Here is a 16,863-nt window from a genome sequence, read left to right on the forward strand (position 1 = left end):
TTGGTGAGTATCGAGATGTGAGATATGAGTATTGAGATCTTAGATCGCTGCGCTTCTAGAAACCAGGACCAAAACTGGCTCTTCTTAAAAAAGCTTAATTTTGAATTTTGAATCTTGAACTTTGAATAAAGAATCGGGAAAATCTTATACAGTCAAGGAAGCTACCTTAAAGCTCATGCAGTATTGCGCCTACAGAGATCGCTCTCAAAAGGAGGTGGAAGAGAAGCTTGTGGAAATGCGTATGATCCCGGCTGCCAGGGAAGAGATCATCATTAAACTTATGCAGGAGAACTTTCTGAATGAGGAACGTTTTGCCCGGAGTTTTGTGAGGGGGAAATTCCGGATTAAAAAATGGGGCCGACATAAGATCAAACAGGAGCTTAAACTTCGTGAGATCTCCTCCCCACTCATCAAACTCGCAATGACCGAGATAAACGAAAATGACTACAGAAGCACCTTATATTCCCTCGCCGAAAAAAAACTGGCGCTGCTTTCTGAAACCGATAAGTTCAAATTGAAAAAAAAGCTGGTGGATCATCTGCTTAGAAAGGGCTATGAAGGCTCTTTGGTTTTTGAAGTTTCAGAAGAATTGATTGCCTGATATTTCTTTTATTTCGCCGTTAGCCTTAATCACTAACTAGGTATCAATTCTATTCTTCTTGTTTGTTCTCTTCACTGCCTGTTGATTCTTATAATCAATCCATTCCTGACCTTTCCATTTTCTCATCGCATTATCAAAATGCCGCATAAAGAACAGGTTGTATAAAGCTTTGCTTAGGTTAGGCAAATGTCTTGGTGCAGCCCTTAAGCTCATTGAAAATCCCGGTGTGAGATAGGTCATTTGATGCCAGTAACCTTCGGGCATATACAACGTTTCCCCGTGCCCCAACTCTGTCACCATTCCTTTGGCTTTTTTAAGCGCCGGAAATTTCTCAAAATCGGGTTCCATGAAATCTATATCTTCCCTTGTGATGAGGGCATGAGGTACTTTATAAAGATTTTTTGTTTCTGAAGGGGGGAATAGGATGCAACGCTTCTTTCCATGAAAATGGAAATGCAGGATATTAGCGAGATCTATGTCATAATGCATAAAGACCTTAGAATTTTCTCCCCCAAAAAAGAGCATAGGGATCTGCTTTAAAATGCGCAGTCCTATTTTAGGATAGTCAAAATCTTTTTGTAGAGAAGGCACTTCCCTGAGCAAATGATATAGAAAAATACGGTAACTGGTAGGACCTTCTTCCAGTAGATCAAGATAGTCTGACATCTTCATGTGAAGATGCGGCTCATTAAACTTGTATTTGGAAGAAATTTTTTCTCTACTGTCAAACAGAGGTACGGTTTTTTCTCCCGCCATCTCTCTTATATAGTTGAGATCCCATTTTTCATAGGCCGGCCAATCTTTGATCAACTGCTCGATCACCACCGGCTTCTGAGGTTTAACGTACTTCTCCAAAAAAGCATCTTTGGAGATATTTTTTTCTCTCGGGATTTCTGCTAAGTCAAGTCTCTCTTTCATTTTTCCCTTTTTGCAGTTAATCGAACCAGCTTAAAGCCCTGGCGCCTTTTTCTGCTGCGCCGCCATATTTCTTTCAATGGTATGTCCGGGCCTGGTCCATCTCGGTTTTTCCCCTAAGGCCATATACTGCGATTCTTCAGCATTAACACTTACCGGCTGTTCTTTCTTCACAAAAGGCTTTTGAGGATTTAGACCAAGAGTTTTAAACATCTCCATATCCTCATTCACATCGGGGTTTGGAGTCGTGAGCAATTTGTCTCCGGCAAAAATAGAATTGGCTCCGGCAAAGAAACACATTGCCTGTCCTTCCCTGCTCATTTGAGTTCTTCCGGCAGAAAGTCGCACCTGAGTTTCGGGCATTACAATCCTGGTGGTGGCGATCATGCGCACCATTTCCCAAATAGAAACCGGTTCCTGTTCCTCCATAGGAGTTCCTTCCACAGCCACCAGCGCATTAATGGGAACAGATTCCGGCTGCGGATTTAATGTTGAAAGCGCGACCAACATTCCTGCACGATCTGCTGCACTTTCCCCCATTCCAATGATTCCGCCGCTGCAAACAGTTACAGCAGTTTTTCTCACGTTTTCTATAGTATCCAGCCTGTCCTGATAACCACGGGTAGAAATAACTTCTTTATAGTATTCTTCTGAAGAATCTAAATTATGATTATAGGCATAGAGACCTGCTTCAGCAAGTCTTTTCGCCTGATTTTCGGTGATCATCCCTAATGTGCAGCAAACCTCCATTCCCAGGCGGTTTATTGTTCTAACCATTTCAAGCACATCATCAAATTCCTGTCCGTCTTTGACATTCCTCCATGCCGCGCCCATGCATACTCTGGAACTTCCCGCTTCTTTCGCTCTCAATGCCTGCGCCTTTACCTGGCTCACGCTCATTAGATCATTTCCTTCGATATCTGTATGATACCTGGCAGCCTGGGGACAATAGCCACAATCTTCGGAGCAACCTCCTGTTTTTATTGACAGCAAAGTCGACACCTGCACTGTATTAGGATCGTGATTTTGACGGTGTACAGAAGCTGCTTCGTAAAGCAGGTCCATAAATGGTTTGTTATATATTTCAAGAATCTCTTCCTTAGTCCAGTTATGTCTAGTTGTTGTCATGAAAATTAATTTATATCAAAAATAGTCAAAAGCCTTTTTTTAAAAGGCTAAATACAAAAGTTTTCTATTCCGGCTACGGAAGGCTTACCAGTACCGAAACTGCATTACCTCCAAAACCTATAGCATTTATCAGTATATTCCTCAGTTTTTCAGGTTTGCGTATGCCTGAAATGTACGGTACGGTTATAAACTCCTGATGTTCTAGCATTAAAATAGCCAACTCCAGACTTAACAGTCCCGAAGCTCCAAAGGTGTGCCCCAACTTCCATTTATTTGTAGTGAGAGCCGGAAGCTGATCTCCAAAAACAGCCTTTATAGCCTTGACTTCAGAAAGATCGCCCTTTATTGTTCCCGGCGCATGTAAAACTACAGCATCAATCTCATTTGGAGACAGACTCCCCATGGCCATCTTCATGGATTTTTGAAAAGCAGATCCATTGGCTGAAATAGACACAGGATGCTCTAAGACTTCGGTGGCATACCCCACGCCTGAAATTAAAGCGACTGCATTATCCTTTAATCCGGCTTCCATGCATACTACTGCAGCCCCTTCCCCTAATACCATCGAATTTTGCCTTTTTTCAAGGTCCAGAGCACGACAGGGATATTCTGCATCTTTTCGCGCGTTGATCTTCATTGCCTGTACCTGAGCTATAGTGAAAGGAGTTAAAGCAGCTTCACTTCCCCCGGCAAGAAATTTATCTGCCATTCCAGAGTTTAACCAGGCAACTCCATTCAAAACGGCATGCAGTCCTGTAGAACAGGTAACCGAATGGGAGATCTCAGGGCCGGTGCTATGCAGGTCCTGTGCCACCCAGGAGGAAATATTACCAAGGGTAGTACTGGGAGAGGCAAGAGTTTCTACCCTTCCTGTTTCCACATACATTTTATGGTGTTTTTCAAAAAGAGCAGTTGCTCCCCTTGAACTGCCAATGTTGATCCCAATGTCACTGCCTTTCTTCCAACCCGCTGACTCAACCGCCCTGCGGGAAGCATGTACAGCAAATATGACCGAATCATCTACCTGTTTAAAATCTGATTTTTGAGCCCTGATGTTGAGCAAATCTTCCTTTAATTCCTCCGGCAAAAAAGCACCAAAAGAGTCATTCCCTTCAAAATTATGTTTTTGAAGAAAGTGATTATTGTTTTTATAGTTTTTCCAGATCTCTCCCGGCCCTGATCCAATCGCTGAAACAGAGGCCACAGAGGTAATGGAGATAGGAGTTTTCAAATTTTACTTTTGGGCAAAAATAAGGTTGAAAACCACTTTTTCGGGTGAAAAAGAGAATTATTTTTCGTTATAGTAAAGGTTCAGGATTGAATCAAGAGGCTCGTTGTTTTTTAAACTTAAGGTAACTTTTTCCAGAACAGCAGCCGGCACCAGATCCATTAATGGTTGCTGCACCTTTTCAAAATCCTGAAAAGCTTCATGCAACTGCCGGTCCCACTTCTCATGGTACTTGAGCAGATCATCGGGATATACGGTATCTCTTCCTGCACCCTCATCAACAGCCTTAAACGGTTCCGAAACATTGAGGTAACCGTAATCATCTGTTAACTGCTCTCCCGGCTGAATATCCCGCACAGCTACTTCAAAATCGTATGCTGAAGAGAGACAGTTCGCATGAAAACTGTGATTCACATATTTGGCCTGATCCCAACATAATACCAGCTGACCCTTATTATTCCTAAAAGAATATTTATCTACCTGTTTTTGCATTTCGGGATGCATTCTTTCAACCTCTGTAGTGCTTAGCACCCGGTCAAGATCATCCTTCACCCAGGTGATTGTACCCCGGGGAATCAATTTTTTGGCTACCACACCATAACCTATCTGGTCATTAATAAACCTGACCTCAGTATCGGGATGCATCATAAGTTCAAATTTCTATATCGTCCGGAAAATAGATAAGACCGCTCTGCTGCAAGAAGCAGCAGCCAGAACTTCAACCTGTTTAAAAAGGTTTTTTCATGTAACCGTTCAATAATATTCTTATCCTAAAGTATAGAAAATTGGAATCCAAAAAACCTAAAGTATTCTTAGAATTTAAAATTTATCCAGGGCTCTTTCAATACTGGTGTAAATTTCCACAAGTTGTTGATTCGAAGTAATATATGGTGCTAAAATATAGATCGTATTCCCCAGGGGGCGAAGAAATATACCTTCTTCCATGAAGTGGGCGTACAACTTATTACGCAGATTCCCATAGCGTTCCATTTCTACATTTAATTCAAAAGCCAGGATCACTCCCAAAACCCGTAAATTTCTGACTTTAGGATTGTCCTTTAGTTTTTCAGCAAAATCTTCATGCGATTTGGCAACCCGCTTTATATTTTCCTGCATTTCAGCAGAAATTAGTAATTCAATTCCGGCCAGGGCCGCGGTACAGGCCAGGGGATTTGCCGTATATGTATGTCCGTGAAAAAGTCCTTTGGACAGCTCATCAGAATAAAAAGCGTCAAAGACTTCTTTAGTGCAGGAAGTAATGGCCATAGGCAATAATCCCGCAGTTAATGCTTTGGACATGCAGATGATATCAGGTTTTGCTGTGAGATGATCTGACGCGAAATTCTTTCCGGTTTTACCAAATCCGGTCATGACCTCATCGGCAATAGATAGAATGTGGTTTTCCCTGCATATCTTCAGGATCTGATCCAGACCATCAGGATCCATGAATTTCATTCCGGCGGCACCCTGCACAAGAGGCTCATAAATAAAACCGGCAATATTTTCTTCAAAAATCAGCCTTTTAAGATGCTTAATGACTTCAGCGTTATTCTTTCCCACAGGAACGGGAAGACGCAGAACCTTCAGAAAATGTTCCTCAAAAGCTCCGTTATATACAGATAATCCTGAAACTGACATGGCCCCAAAAGTATCTCCGTGGAAACCTTCCTCAAAAGCCAGCAGCACTTTGCGGTCATTGCCGAGGTTATGATGATACTGCAGCGCCATTTTTATACCTATCTCGGTCGCTGTAGAGCCATTATCGCTAAAGAAAAGTTTCTCCTGGTTTGCCGGTAGGATCTCTATTAATGCTCCTGAAAGTTTCACCGCGGGTTCATGGGTAAAGCCGCTAAACACCACCTGGTCCAGCTGCTGCATTTGGGCAGCTACTTTTTGCGTGATGTTTTCATTACAGTGACCGTACATAGCCGTGTACCAGCTGGAAATACCATCAATATATTCCTTTCCTTCCTCATCGAACAGCAGCGCGCCTTTTGCTTTTACTATAGCCAACATATCCCCGGAGGTTTTATGTTGCGTTAAAGGATGCCACAGGTGCTTTTTATCACGTTGTGAAATGGATAGGGACTTTGTTTTCATTACATCAAATTATTTCTGAATATTACGGCATATTCAAGGATCACATTCTGGTCAAAGTAAGGCTCCTGTTCGATCCTGCCAATCACCGGAAGCCCTGTCATTTTTCTGATAATCTCCTCCGTAGAAGGATGTTCTTCCCCGCTAAAGATGATCCCCGCACAATTGAGGTTCCTGGCTTTTAAAGCTTCAACAGTTAACAAGGTGTGGTTGATGCTCCCAAGGTAATGCCGGGACACCAGAATAACATTATAATCGGGCTTAATGAGATCGGCAATGGTTTCTTTATCGTTTATAGGAACGAGTAATCCGCCGGCGCCTTCGATGACAAGTGAATTCTCTGTTATTGGCTCTTCTATCTTTGCGGCAGAAACTTCCACCCCATCGATTTGTGCAGCCGCATGCGGACTCATAGGGGTCATTAAGGCAAAAGCGTTTTTGTGAAAAGTAGTTTTTTTATTAGAGATCAGTCTTTTTACTTTATGGCTGTCTGAGTTTTCCAGATCTCCTGCCTGTATAGGTTTCCAGTAATCGGCTTCCAGGGCTTCGGTCACTATGGCTGCTGCAATAGTTTTTCCAACTTCAGTCCCAATGCCGGTTATAAAATATTTCTGACTCATTGTAGTTTAAATTTGTTTTTACAGACGTTGCAATAATATTCCCTTTTGATATAGATTGGCAACGCAGTGAATAAAAAGGAAAGGCTAAAAAAGAAAAAAGACTTAAGACCTTTCACATTGGTCAATAATTCAACTTTTTCACTATTACATTCCAGACACCTGATTTGAACACCATCATCATCAACCGAATATTTACTGATGGAACCCAGAACCTCCATAGCCTTCGCTTCATCCTCCTTTCGCACCTTCAGTTTAACGCCTCCTATGGCATTACTCACCAGGGGATCTGTATCTATAGTATGGTTATCTGCAATAAAAACAGTAATTCCTTCAGCTTCCAGGCGTCCTTTGATGATCTGTGCTTCCGCAGAATATTGGAATACCGCTACGCTTGAAAAATTTTCATTCATATTATTCCTCTTAAAGCATTAAAAAGAGCGTGGATTTCCTCTTCTGTATTAAAGCTGTGAAGACAGATCCGCAGCCGCTCCATGTGTTCGGGTACTGTAGGGGAAAGGATTGGCCTCACATCAAAGTTTGCTTCTAAAAGTTTCCCTGAAGCTTCCTTCACCAGTTCATTTCCGGGAAGGATACAACATTGAATTGCAGATTCACTTTCCAGAAAATGCTCCTGAAATCCCCTTTTTGACACCTCATCTTTAAATCGGTCTAAGTTCTTCTGTAGTTTTGCCACTTCAAAGGCTCCATCCTTCTCCAGGAATTCATATGCAGCAATAATTGTTGCAACCGAGTGCGGCGGAAGAGCAGTACTATAAACGAAGCTTCGGGCGTAATTCACGAGAAAATCTTTCAGCTGTTCATTTCCCAGAATAGCTGCTCCATGTGCTCCTAAAGCTTTTCCGAAGGTAACAATACGGGCAAAGACCAGATCCTGAAGGCCTGCTTCAGCTATTAATCCCGGCCCTTTTACGCCAACGGCATGAGCTTCATCCACGACAAGAAACAACTTTTGTTCTTCAGCAAAAGCGGCGAAAGCTTCAAGATTGGGTGTATCACCGTCCATCGAAAAGATACTTTCGGTCACAATATATACCTCTCCAAAAATGTCATTTTTAAGCCGGTTTACTTTAACTTTTAGATCTTCGAGATCATTATGGCGAAATTTTAAAGCTTTGGCAGCACTAAGCCCAATACCATCACGAATGGAGGCATGGATGAATTCGTCATAAAAAATAACATCTCCACGACGCGGCACAGAGGAGAAAAAGCCAATATTGGCATCGTATCCTGAATTGAAGATCAGAGCAGCTTCGGCACTGTGATAAGCCGCCACAAATTTCTCGGCTAACGGGTAAAGCTGGTGATTTCCGGTTAGAAGACGGGAGCCTCCCGAGCCATTCCTGAAAAGGAAATTTTCTTTAAGGATCTCGCCGGCACGTTGGAAAATTTGCTCATTTCCCGCGAAGCCGAGATAATCATTGGAAGAGAAATCTACAGCATCTTTAGAAAACTTTAAGTGCCTCAAAGAGCCCAGGGTTTTTCTCTTCTCAAGGCTTTTAATTACTTTTAATGGTAAGCTGCTCATAAAACAAAATTACAGATATAAAATGGAGCTATTAGAATTTGGAATAAAAATTGGCGCCGCCCTACTCGCCGGACTTTTAATAGGCATAGAGCGTGAGATCCAGAATAAAAATGCAGGTCTCAAGACAAACGCTCTCGTCTCTCTTGGGGCAGCAGTATTCGTTCTAGCTTCTCTTCATTTTGAAGGAGAAGAATATGTGGATATGACAAGGGTAATTGGGCAGGTCGTTACCGGGATAGGTTTTATTGGCGCCGGGGTTATTCTACATAAAGGAACTGTGGTAAGAGGCCTTACCACGGCAGCAACAGTGTGGTGCAGTGCGGGAGCGGGTTGCCTGGCAGCTATAGGTCAATATAAAGAGTTGGCAGTATTAACAGTTCTAATTGTGCTGATAAACACTCTTTTTGGTCCTGTGGATAAATACATTCGGAAAAAATTCGACAATGATGAGGAGAACAGATTGGAAGAGTAAAGGGCGGTTTAATTCTCCTCCTTTTTTTCCTGAATAAGATCTTCCCCTTCTCCGGGTTCTTCGGGAGCAATAGAAAAATTCCTTTCGGCTTTGTACTTCCCTTCAAGATCATCACAAACAGACTTTTCCCAAAGCTTATTACCCGCAATATAAGAAGCCCTTCCCATTATATGCGCTCCCACAGGGGCGGTTAACAGAATAAAAATTATGATCGCCAACACCCTTGTTGTAGTTGACGTATCGTTAAAGTAAAGAGCTGCTGCTATTAAAAGCAATCCTACTCCAAGAGTTGCTGCCTTAGTTGTAACTGCCATTCGAAGGTAAGTATCGGGCATTCGTAAGATTCCCACAGCTCCCAGCAGGACGAAAATTGCTCCAAAAGAAGCTAGTATCATTATAATAACATCAATCATTTCTTTTTCCTTTTTTCAAGATAAGTCGAATATGCCACAGTGCCAAGAAAAGCAATTAGACCAAATATTAAGGCAATATCCAGAAAGGTTGGCTGATTGGTTTGAATGCTGTATACTGCAATGACACCAATTCCTATTGTGACTACAAGGTCTACTGCCACTATGCGGTCAGAAATGGTGGGTCCAATCAAGAACCGGTAAAATACCAGCAAGATGGAAAGTGCCAAAATTGGAAGTATGATAAAATATAAAAACTCTTCTACTGTCATGAGGAAATTTCAATTATACGTTTTTCAAAACCATTTTTAATTCCCTTTATGAATTCCTGTTTGTCATATATGTACATAGAATGAACGTACATTATTTTTTTGTCTTCAGAAACATCAAGGCTGAGTGTACCCGGAGTAAGGGTAATAAGATTTGCCAGAAGGGTAATTCCAAAGTCAGATTTCACATCCAGCGGTAAGGCTACAATTCCAGGTTTCATATTCAATTTCGGAGTACTTACCTCGTAAGCCACCTCCAAATTTGCTTTTACCAGTTCATAAAGAAAGAAAAAGAAAAATGAGATCACCCTTGGCACCAGTTTGAAATAGCTCTTCTTTCCGGTTCCTCTGGTTACCATCCACAGTAAAAAGAAACTCAGAAAAAAACCAAACAGCACATTGGCCGGTTCAAAGGTTCCTGTGACGGCCACCCATAAAATGGTTAATAGTAAATTTGCCAAAAACCTGGTTTTCATCTTCCGTTCACTTATTATTTATTAAAAACAGCGTCAATATATATCTGCTTGTTAAGCAGTTCTTCGGATATCCTGACAGACAGATTTTGAATGCTTTCGGCTCCAAAACCTATGTACAATGTAATGAGGGATAAAAAGACGATCGGGACTATCAACTGGGTCTTTTTATAGTTCCTTAATTTATTAAAATACGGAAAATTTTGCTGTTCCGGAAGTTTTTGTCCCGTCTTCCAGAAAACTTCTGACCATAACTTTACGATAATAATCAGCGTTAAAAAGCTACCTAAGAGAATTGCCGCAATGATCCAGTAATTATTAAGGTCCCAGGCTGCGGAGATGAGAGAAATTTTAGGCCAGAATCCCGATAGTGGTGGGATTCCCACCAGTGAGAACAGAGGTATGGCAAAAAGGAAGCTCATTAGCGGCCGGTCGGCATAAAGATCGCCCAGCTTTTTTAGATCTCCCGTACCTTTAATCCTGTTAATTACCCCGCTAACCATGAAAAGGTTGGTCTTTACAAGAATATCGTGGAACAGATAAAAAACAGCTCCTGCCAGGGCAACTTCGGTCATCATTCCTAAACCGGCAATCATATAACCTATATGACAAATGACGAGATAGGAGAATATCTTCATAACATTATTCTGTACGAGTGCGCCGATAGCACCACTAAAAAGCGTTAGAAATGCTATTCCTAACAGGACATTCTGAATAAAAGGGTCTATTTCAAAAACCAGGGTAAACATGCGAATAAGTGCATATATCCCCACTTTCGTCAGCAAACCTCCAAAAATGGCTGAAACCGCCGGCGGCGGAGTATGGTATGAAGCCGGAAGCCAAAAGTATAAAGGGAAAATAGCCGATTTAATTCCGAAACCTACCAGGAATAAAAGGGCATTCACCTGTACAAGGGTCCTGTTCTCAATTTCGGCAACTTTAGTCGCGAGGTCAGCCATGCTGAGGCTCCCTGTTAGCCCATAAAGAACAGCGATAGCCGTAAGAAATATAACCGATGCCAGGAAATTAAGTGTAAAATATTTTATTGCTCCCTCCAGCTGAGATCTTTCTCCACCAAGAGTTAAGAGCACAAAAGAACAAATGATAATGATCTCAAACCAGACATAAAGGTTGAAGACATCACCCGTTAGAAAGGCCCCACAAAGACCCAGCAACAGGAAGTGAAAGACGGGATAAAATCCGAATTTCAGACGTGCAGATCGCAGGGAACCGGCAGAGAACATAGAGACAGCCAACCCCGCAATTGCCGTAAGCAAAACAAGGGACGCGGCAAAAGCATCGGCAACAAAACTAATTCCGAAGGGAGCTTCCCAATTCCCCGCCTGTATACTTTTGGTGCCATTTTCCCAGACGTGAGCAAAAAGCCATATTGAAAGCCCAAGATTTATGAAACTCCCTATAATACTAACCGCTTTTTGCCAGCTGATCTTTTTCCAGAGGAAAATAAGAGCTATAGACAAAAACAACTGAAACAATAAAGGGTACATTACTATTTGTTGCATCATACTTGGGCGTCTGTTGTATTCATTTCATCTATATCATCTGTCTTTACGACCTGGAAAACCCTTTTAACAAGAACAATGGCAAAGGCCTGTAATCCAAAACTAATAACGATAGCTGTAAGTATAAGGGCCTGCGGAAGTGGATCTGTATAGGCTTCTAAAAATATCTTCGAATTGTCAGGAATAACAGGAGGACTACCCTTGGCTATACGTCCCAGTAGAAAAATAAGCAGATTGGCCCCATTCCCAAGCAGGATCACTCCAATGATCAATTTCACCAAACTGCGTTTTAACATCAGGTAAATGCCCGCCGCATATAAAGTTCCTATCATAGTTGCCAGTAAGACTTCCATAGCTAAGCTGATTCTGAAATTGAAAAAATAATTGTAAGTGTAACTCCTATCACTACAAAATAAACACCGATGTCAAAAAAGAGGGCAGATCCTAAATTTCCCACTATTGGCACCGGATCGGGCCACCAGAGACCGGACATAAAAGGTAAATCCACAGCCAGTACAGGAGCGATCCCGCTCAACAAAGCCAAGGCCAAACCTATGGGCATTAATATTGCCGGATCTATCCTTAAAAGTCCTTTCGTATTTTCAAGTCCGTTAGCAAAGGCATGTAAAACAAATGCAATGGCTGCCATTAAACCTCCAACAAAACCTCCCCCGGGCAAATAATGTCCCCGAAGTAAAATAAATACAGAAAAAACCAGCAACAAGGGCAGCATATACTTTGAAGCAGTTCTTAAAATAAGAGTTTTCATGGTGGTTCTTTTAATTTATTTTTTTGGATTCTCGCTTTTGTCAAGACGCAACTTCAGCAAACTAAATACTCCAAGTGCAGCGATAGTTAAAACAGCAATTTCCATAAATGTATCTGCTCCCCTAAAGTCTACCAGGATCACGTTTACAACATTCTTTCCTTTAGCCAGGACATATGCGTTATCGGCATAGAATTCACTTACTTCCTTGTCTACCGGCTCATTAAGTACGGCAAGAGAAATTAAGAATATAACGATCCCCAGTGATGAGGCAACAATTCCATCTCTGATCCTGGCCTTATAATCGACGATGTCCAGATATTTTGGTAATCCCGAAAGGACCAGGACGAACAGGATAACAGTTAGAGTATCTATAGAGAACTGGGTCATTGCAAGATCGGGGGCACTGTAGATCACAAACAGCAAACAAATAGCATAACCTACTATCCCCATTCCTACTACGGCTCCAAGACGGGATTTAGAAGCGACTACAAAAGCTACCGCTACGAACATCACTATCATAATGACCACTTCGTAAAAAGTAATTTCAGAAAAGGAATCTGAATTAAGGACAAATCCGTTTCCTCCAATAAAAAATGAATATCCTACCATGCCTACCAACACCAATACTATAGTGGTTACATAATTTCTTAGGAATCCGTTTTGAAGGATGTAAGTCCATTTTGCCGAAAAGGTTTTAAAGCCATCACCAAAATCAAGAATAAGAGACTTAGGTGCTATAAAATCCAATTTGCTAATATCTTTCTCTTTCTTTGCTGAAGGTTTGAAAAAGAAATAAAGCAGAGCTCCCACTGCCAAAGTCACGGCACTAAGACCCAACACCAGATTGAAGCCGTGCCACAATTTTAATTTTACCTCACCGCCTTCCCTTCCGACGGAATCAACAACCGGAGCAATCAGGCTGTCATTTATAATCCCCGGGAAGATCCCTATGATGATTCCCAGTACTGCCAGGATCAATGGCGGCACCCACATGAGGAAATTTGGCAGGTGTACTTTAGAAAATTTTTCCGGAAGTTTTCCTGTAAAAGGTTTGATTCCTGCGACGAATCCTGCGTAAAGAATGAGGATATTCGTTGCTATGGCAAGAACTGTAAGAAATAAAGACCAGGAACCCATGTCCAGAGTAGACTCATAAACCAGGTCTTTTCCTATAAATCCTACGAAAGGGGGCATTCCCGCGCTCGAAAGTGCCGCTAAAAAACCTGCGATTGCCACAGGCATCATTACCTTTCTCAAACCGGCTAGACTGGTAACGTCACGACTACCTGTTTCATGATCAATGATCCCGGTAATAAGAAACAGCGTAGCTTTATATAAAGCGTGTACCACAATATAAACTGCGGCAGCAGTAAGGGCGTATTGAGTACCTAAACCAATGAGGAAAACCAACAGCCCTAAGATTGAAATTGTGGAATAAGCCAATACCCCCTTAAGATCTGTCCGGAATAAAGTATGGACCGCTGCATAGAACATAGTGATCCCCCCAACAGTAATCAATGTCGTATTCCATACATCCTCTCCTCCCAGTACAGGTGTAAATCGCAGTAAAAGGTATATACCGGCTTTCACCATAGTAGCCGAGTGCAGGTAAGTAGACACAGGTGTAGGAGCTTTCATAGCCCCCGGAAGCCAGAAGTGAAAAGGAAACTGAGCTGATTTCGTAAAGGCCGCACCAAAAAACAGGATAAGGATCCAGATATAAGAATCACTCTGGATGATCATGTCGCTTTGCCCAATCATTTCAGTAATACTGTAGGTTCCGGCAACACTTCCAAGGAGGAGCGCTCCTGCCAACAACAAAAATCCGCCAGATCCTGTTATGGCTAGTGCAAGAATAGCCGATTTACGGGAATCCTCGCTGGTATTATTAAATCCAATAAGAAAAAAAGAACTTATACTCGTAAGCTCCCAAAAAATAAACATGGAGAGCAGATTATCACTCAGCACCAGCCCCAGCATAGCTCCCATAAACATGCCCAGATAGCCATAGAACCTGTCCAGGTAATCATGGCCCTTTAAATATGAGGCGGTATAGGCAAAGACAAGGAATCCAATCCCTGTGATCAACAAAGAGAATAAAAGGGAAAGCCCGTCAAGCGTGAAATTTAAATTAAGCCCAAAGGAAGGTACCCATTCATAGTTCTGTCTTATTACTTCCCCACTGGAAATTTGAGGAATGAATGAGAGAAAATAAATGAATAGTGAAAGAGGAACGAGAGCAGAAAGTACAGCAAGTCTACCTTTTATAAATTTTCCCGCAAAAACAAGAAAAAGAGAAAAGATGAAACCTAAAAGTATTGCTGTTAGCATAGTGAACGTTCAAAATTCCTAGAATAACAAATATAGCAGGAAAAAGTGAGGTTTTAAACCCGCTCATGGCTTTTAATAATTGAAAATTCCAATGAATAAATAAATAATAAAATTGGAAAAGTATATCAAAAATCCGGTTTTTGGAGCAGCAGAAAAAAGAGCTTCAGCAGCAGAAAATCAGAATAACTGGTTATCAATAAATTAAAAGCACCTGCTCCTGCCGAAAGTAGACGAAGGTTCAAAAGAAGTAGCTGTAGCAGCCATGAATCCGGGTTTTTTTATAATTTACCGGTCATAAAAAAAATTATGCGACCCATTATCATTTTTCTATTATTCTCTTCAGTTTGTTTTGCACAGACCAATACCTACACCATATCTTTTGAGAATGCAGAACAGCATGAAGCAAAAATCACAGTTAACTTCCCTTCTCTTGAGCAGGAGCCTCTTATTGTTAGAATGAGCCGTACATCCCCGGGACGTTATGCCCTACACGAATTTGCTAAAAATGTTTATGGAGTGAAGGCGAGCAATTCCCAGGGAGAAAACTTGAAAGTCACCAGACCAGATCCATATTCCTGGGAGATTAAGGGCCACGACGGCACTATAAACCTGGAGTACAACCTATTCGCAAACCGGGCAGACGGCACTTATTCTCAAATCGATCAAACCCATGCCCACCTGAATATTCCGGCTACTTTTATGTATGCTGAAACTCATGAAACGAGACCGGTAGAAGTAACGTTTAACACCGAACATTTTCCAGAATGGAAAATAGCCACTCAACTGGAGAAATTGGGAGCAAATAAATTTGCAGCCCGGAACCTTCAGTATTTCATGGACAGCCCTACAGAGATAAGTGATCATAAGTTGCGGGACTTTGAGCTCGACGGGCAAACCATAAAATTCGTGCTGCATGGCCCTGCTTCCACTGAAGAATTTAATGAATATTTTAATAAGGTGCAGAAAATAGTGAAGCAACAAAAAGCCATTTTTGGCGAGTTACCGCAATTTGATTTTGGAGAATACACCTTTCTTGCATGCTATATCCCACATGCTTCAGGAGACGGAATGGAGCACCGTAACAGCACAATCCTTACCAGCCCCAGAACTTTGTCTGAAGGAGGAATGGAGAGAAATATAGGAACTGTAGCCCATGAATTTTTCCATGCCTGGAATGTGGAGAGGATAAGGCCTGAGGATCTGGAGCCATTCGATTTCACCGAAGCTAATATGAGTGGTCTGCTCTGGTTTGCTGAAGGTTTTACGAGTTACTATACTCCCCTTACACTGGTTCGCGGCGGAGTGACGACTCCTCTAGATTATGTCAACAGCCTCAACGGCACTTTCAACTATGTATGGAATTCCCCCGGCAGGGAATTTTATAATCCGGTGGAGATGAGTTACCAGGCTCCTTTTGTTGATGCTGCAACTTCTGTTGATCCAGTGAACCGGGAGAACACTTTTATTTCCTACTATTCCTACGGAAGTATGTTGGGTCTGGCTCTTGATCTACAGCTGCGTCAAAAAGGGCAAAATCTGGACGAATTTATGAAACTGGTTTGGGAAAAATATGGAAAAACTGAAATACCTTACAGCCTGGAAGATCTTGAGAACACTTTAGCCAATTACGCCGGACAAGAATTTGCCGCAGATTATTTCGATAACTATATCTACGACAGCAAAATGCCCGATTTTGCTGATCTGTTTAAATCTGTCGGACTAAAATTGGAAAGAGGATCCAAAAATGCATTTTTTGGCGCCTCAGTCACACAAGATGCAGACAGCTTTTATATTAGCAGCAATCCTCAAAAAGATTCGCCGGCCTATGTTGCAGGTTTGTCCCAAGGTGACCGGATAATATCTGTAAATGGAATTACCTTAGACTCTGATACTGCCTGGGAAGATGAATTCGAAAAATATGATCCAAAGGAGGTCTTGAAAATTGAAATAGAGAGGTTCGGCGAAACATTACAAAAAACAGTAGAGTTACAAGAAGATCCTTCCTATAAAATATCAATAGATTCCAATGCCACAAAGAAAGCTGTAATGGCAAGGGAGCAGTGGTTGTCTGCCAAATAAGTTCCTGGTCCAAGGTTCAAGGTTTAAAGTTTAAGGTTTCAAGGTTCAAGGCTCAAAGTTCAAGGTTCAAGGTTGAGTCCACTCTAAAAACAAATTTACTTCAATTAATTCTAAGAATGGATTATCTTTAAACCACTTTCCAATGTACTATCATGTTTAGAAAAACTCAGGATTCTTCTCAATCAGATCTCTTCTCTGGTTTTGGCCAATTGCTTGATGACAAGAAAGATAAGAAGCTAAACGATCCAAAGGCCTGGTACAATATTTTTTATAAATACTTTGTTTCCAGGATTGATGAAGAAAAATTTGCTGTTCTTTTTTCCTCTACCGGTCGTCCCAATGCCTCAGTGAAGACTTTGGTGGGGATGATGTCTTTAAAGGAAGGTTTTGGCTGGAGTGATT

19 protein-coding genes are annotated in these 16,863 nt (G+C 41.7%); 4 read left to right on the forward strand and 15 right to left on the reverse strand.

All coding sequences use genetic code 11. The annotated features are described in order from the left end of the window. The first annotated feature begins 121 nt into the window (after positions 1–121). On the forward strand, positions 122–601 hold the full coding sequence (locus tag G564_RS0108860) for a regulatory protein RecX (RefSeq protein WP_029037353.1): 480 nt from the start codon (positions 122–124) through the stop codon (positions 599–601). Between the two features lie 36 nt (positions 602–637). Here the strand turns inward: G564_RS0108860 and G564_RS0108865 are convergent, their stop codons facing one another. From G564_RS0108865 to G564_RS0108900, 8 genes are all read right to left on the reverse strand, one after another. After that, complete coding sequence (locus G564_RS0108865; protein WP_029037354.1) at positions 638–1,519, reverse strand: cupin-like domain-containing protein; 882 nt, start codon at positions 1,517–1,519, stop codon at positions 638–640. 30 nt (positions 1,520–1,549) lie between these two features. Then, positions 1,550–2,644 (reverse strand): biotin synthase BioB, encoded by a 1,095-nt coding sequence (gene bioB / locus G564_RS0108870; RefSeq protein ID WP_029037355.1) that lies wholly within the window; start codon positions 2,642–2,644, stop codon positions 1,550–1,552. A gap of 73 nt (positions 2,645–2,717) precedes the next feature. Continuing rightward, complete coding sequence (locus G564_RS0108875; RefSeq protein WP_029037356.1) at positions 2,718–3,875, reverse strand: beta-ketoacyl synthase N-terminal-like domain-containing protein; 1,158 nt, start codon at positions 3,873–3,875, stop codon at positions 2,718–2,720. A gap of 57 nt (positions 3,876–3,932) precedes the next feature. Further along, positions 3,933–4,520, reverse strand: coding sequence for an SET domain-containing protein (locus tag G564_RS0108880; protein ID WP_029037357.1), 588 nt, complete (start codon positions 4,518–4,520; stop codon positions 3,933–3,935). Positions 4,521–4,691: 171 nt separating this feature from the next. Next, positions 4,692–5,972: an adenosylmethionine--8-amino-7-oxononanoate transaminase gene (bioA, locus tag G564_RS0108885; protein WP_029037358.1), complete on the reverse strand. Its 1,281-nt coding sequence runs from the start codon at positions 5,970–5,972 to the stop codon at positions 4,692–4,694. Continuing rightward, positions 5,972–6,589, reverse strand: coding sequence for a dethiobiotin synthase (gene bioD / locus G564_RS0108890; protein WP_029037359.1), 618 nt, complete (start codon positions 6,587–6,589; stop codon positions 5,972–5,974). The genes bioA and bioD overlap by 1 nt, the downstream gene beginning before the upstream one ends. Continuing rightward, entirely contained in the window at positions 6,586–6,999 is a 414-nt protein-coding gene (locus tag G564_RS0108895) for a putative signal transducing protein (RefSeq protein WP_029037360.1), read from the reverse strand. The genes bioD and G564_RS0108895 overlap by 4 nt, the downstream gene beginning before the upstream one ends. Further along, complete coding sequence (locus G564_RS0108900) at positions 6,996–8,135, reverse strand: aminotransferase class I/II-fold pyridoxal phosphate-dependent enzyme (protein ID WP_029037361.1); 1,140 nt, start codon at positions 8,133–8,135, stop codon at positions 6,996–6,998. The genes G564_RS0108895 and G564_RS0108900 overlap by 4 nt, the downstream gene beginning before the upstream one ends. A gap of 22 nt (positions 8,136–8,157) precedes the next feature. On the opposite strand from G564_RS0108900, the gene G564_RS18935 reads away from it, so the two are divergent. Then, positions 8,158–8,607: an MgtC/SapB family protein gene (locus G564_RS18935; protein WP_037373744.1), complete on the forward strand. Its 450-nt coding sequence runs from the start codon at positions 8,158–8,160 to the stop codon at positions 8,605–8,607. Between the two features lie 8 nt (positions 8,608–8,615). On the opposite strand, the gene mnhG is transcribed toward G564_RS18935, so the two are convergent. Genes mnhG through G564_RS0108940 form a run of 7 tightly spaced genes read right to left on the reverse strand, consistent with a single transcriptional unit; the run spans position 8,616 to position 14,382 of the window. Continuing rightward, positions 8,616–9,020, reverse strand: a complete 405-nt coding sequence (gene mnhG / locus G564_RS0108910; RefSeq protein ID WP_029037362.1) for a monovalent cation/H(+) antiporter subunit G — start codon at positions 9,018–9,020, stop codon at positions 8,616–8,618. Then, positions 9,017–9,289, reverse strand: coding sequence for a cation:proton antiporter (locus G564_RS0108915; RefSeq protein ID WP_029037363.1), 273 nt, complete (start codon positions 9,287–9,289; stop codon positions 9,017–9,019). Before G564_RS0108915 ends, mnhG begins: the two co-directional genes overlap by 4 nt. Beyond that, entirely contained in the window at positions 9,286–9,762 is a 477-nt protein-coding gene (locus G564_RS0108920; protein ID WP_029037364.1) for a Na+/H+ antiporter subunit E, read from the reverse strand. Before G564_RS0108920 ends, G564_RS0108915 begins: the two co-directional genes overlap by 4 nt. Positions 9,763–9,776: 14 nt before the next feature. Next, a complete protein-coding gene (locus G564_RS0108925; RefSeq protein ID WP_029037365.1) occupies positions 9,777–11,285 on the reverse strand; it encodes a proton-conducting transporter transmembrane domain-containing protein in 1,509 nt (502 codons plus the stop codon). Then, positions 11,282–11,635, reverse strand: a complete 354-nt coding sequence (locus G564_RS0108930; RefSeq protein WP_029037366.1) for a Na+/H+ antiporter subunit C — start codon at positions 11,633–11,635, stop codon at positions 11,282–11,284. The genes G564_RS0108925 and G564_RS0108930 overlap by 4 nt, the downstream gene beginning before the upstream one ends. Before the next feature lie 2 nt (positions 11,636–11,637). Then, complete coding sequence (locus tag G564_RS0108935) at positions 11,638–12,051, reverse strand: Na+/H+ antiporter subunit B (protein WP_029037367.1); 414 nt, start codon at positions 12,049–12,051, stop codon at positions 11,638–11,640. Between the two features lie 15 nt (positions 12,052–12,066). Next, the gene (locus G564_RS0108940) at positions 12,067–14,382 is read right to left on the reverse strand and encodes a putative monovalent cation/H+ antiporter subunit A (RefSeq protein WP_029037368.1); all 2,316 of its coding nucleotides are present in this window, start codon (positions 14,380–14,382) and stop codon (positions 12,067–12,069) included. 306 nt (positions 14,383–14,688) lie between these two features. On the opposite strand from G564_RS0108940, the gene G564_RS0108950 reads away from it, so the two are divergent. Both G564_RS0108950 and G564_RS0108955 read left to right on the forward strand, forming a co-directional pair. After that, the gene (locus G564_RS0108950; RefSeq protein WP_029037369.1) at positions 14,689–16,461 is read left to right on the forward strand and encodes a M61 family metallopeptidase; all 1,773 of its coding nucleotides are present in this window, start codon (positions 14,689–14,691) and stop codon (positions 16,459–16,461) included. A gap of 152 nt (positions 16,462–16,613) precedes the next feature. Further along, the coding region (locus G564_RS0108955) for a hypothetical protein (protein ID WP_029037370.1) at positions 16,614–16,863 on the forward strand (250 nt) is incomplete at its 3' end.

The organism is Salinimicrobium xinjiangense DSM 19287, assembly GCF_000423585.1.
Classification (GTDB): domain Bacteria; phylum Bacteroidota; class Bacteroidia; order Flavobacteriales; family Flavobacteriaceae; genus Salinimicrobium; species Salinimicrobium xinjiangense.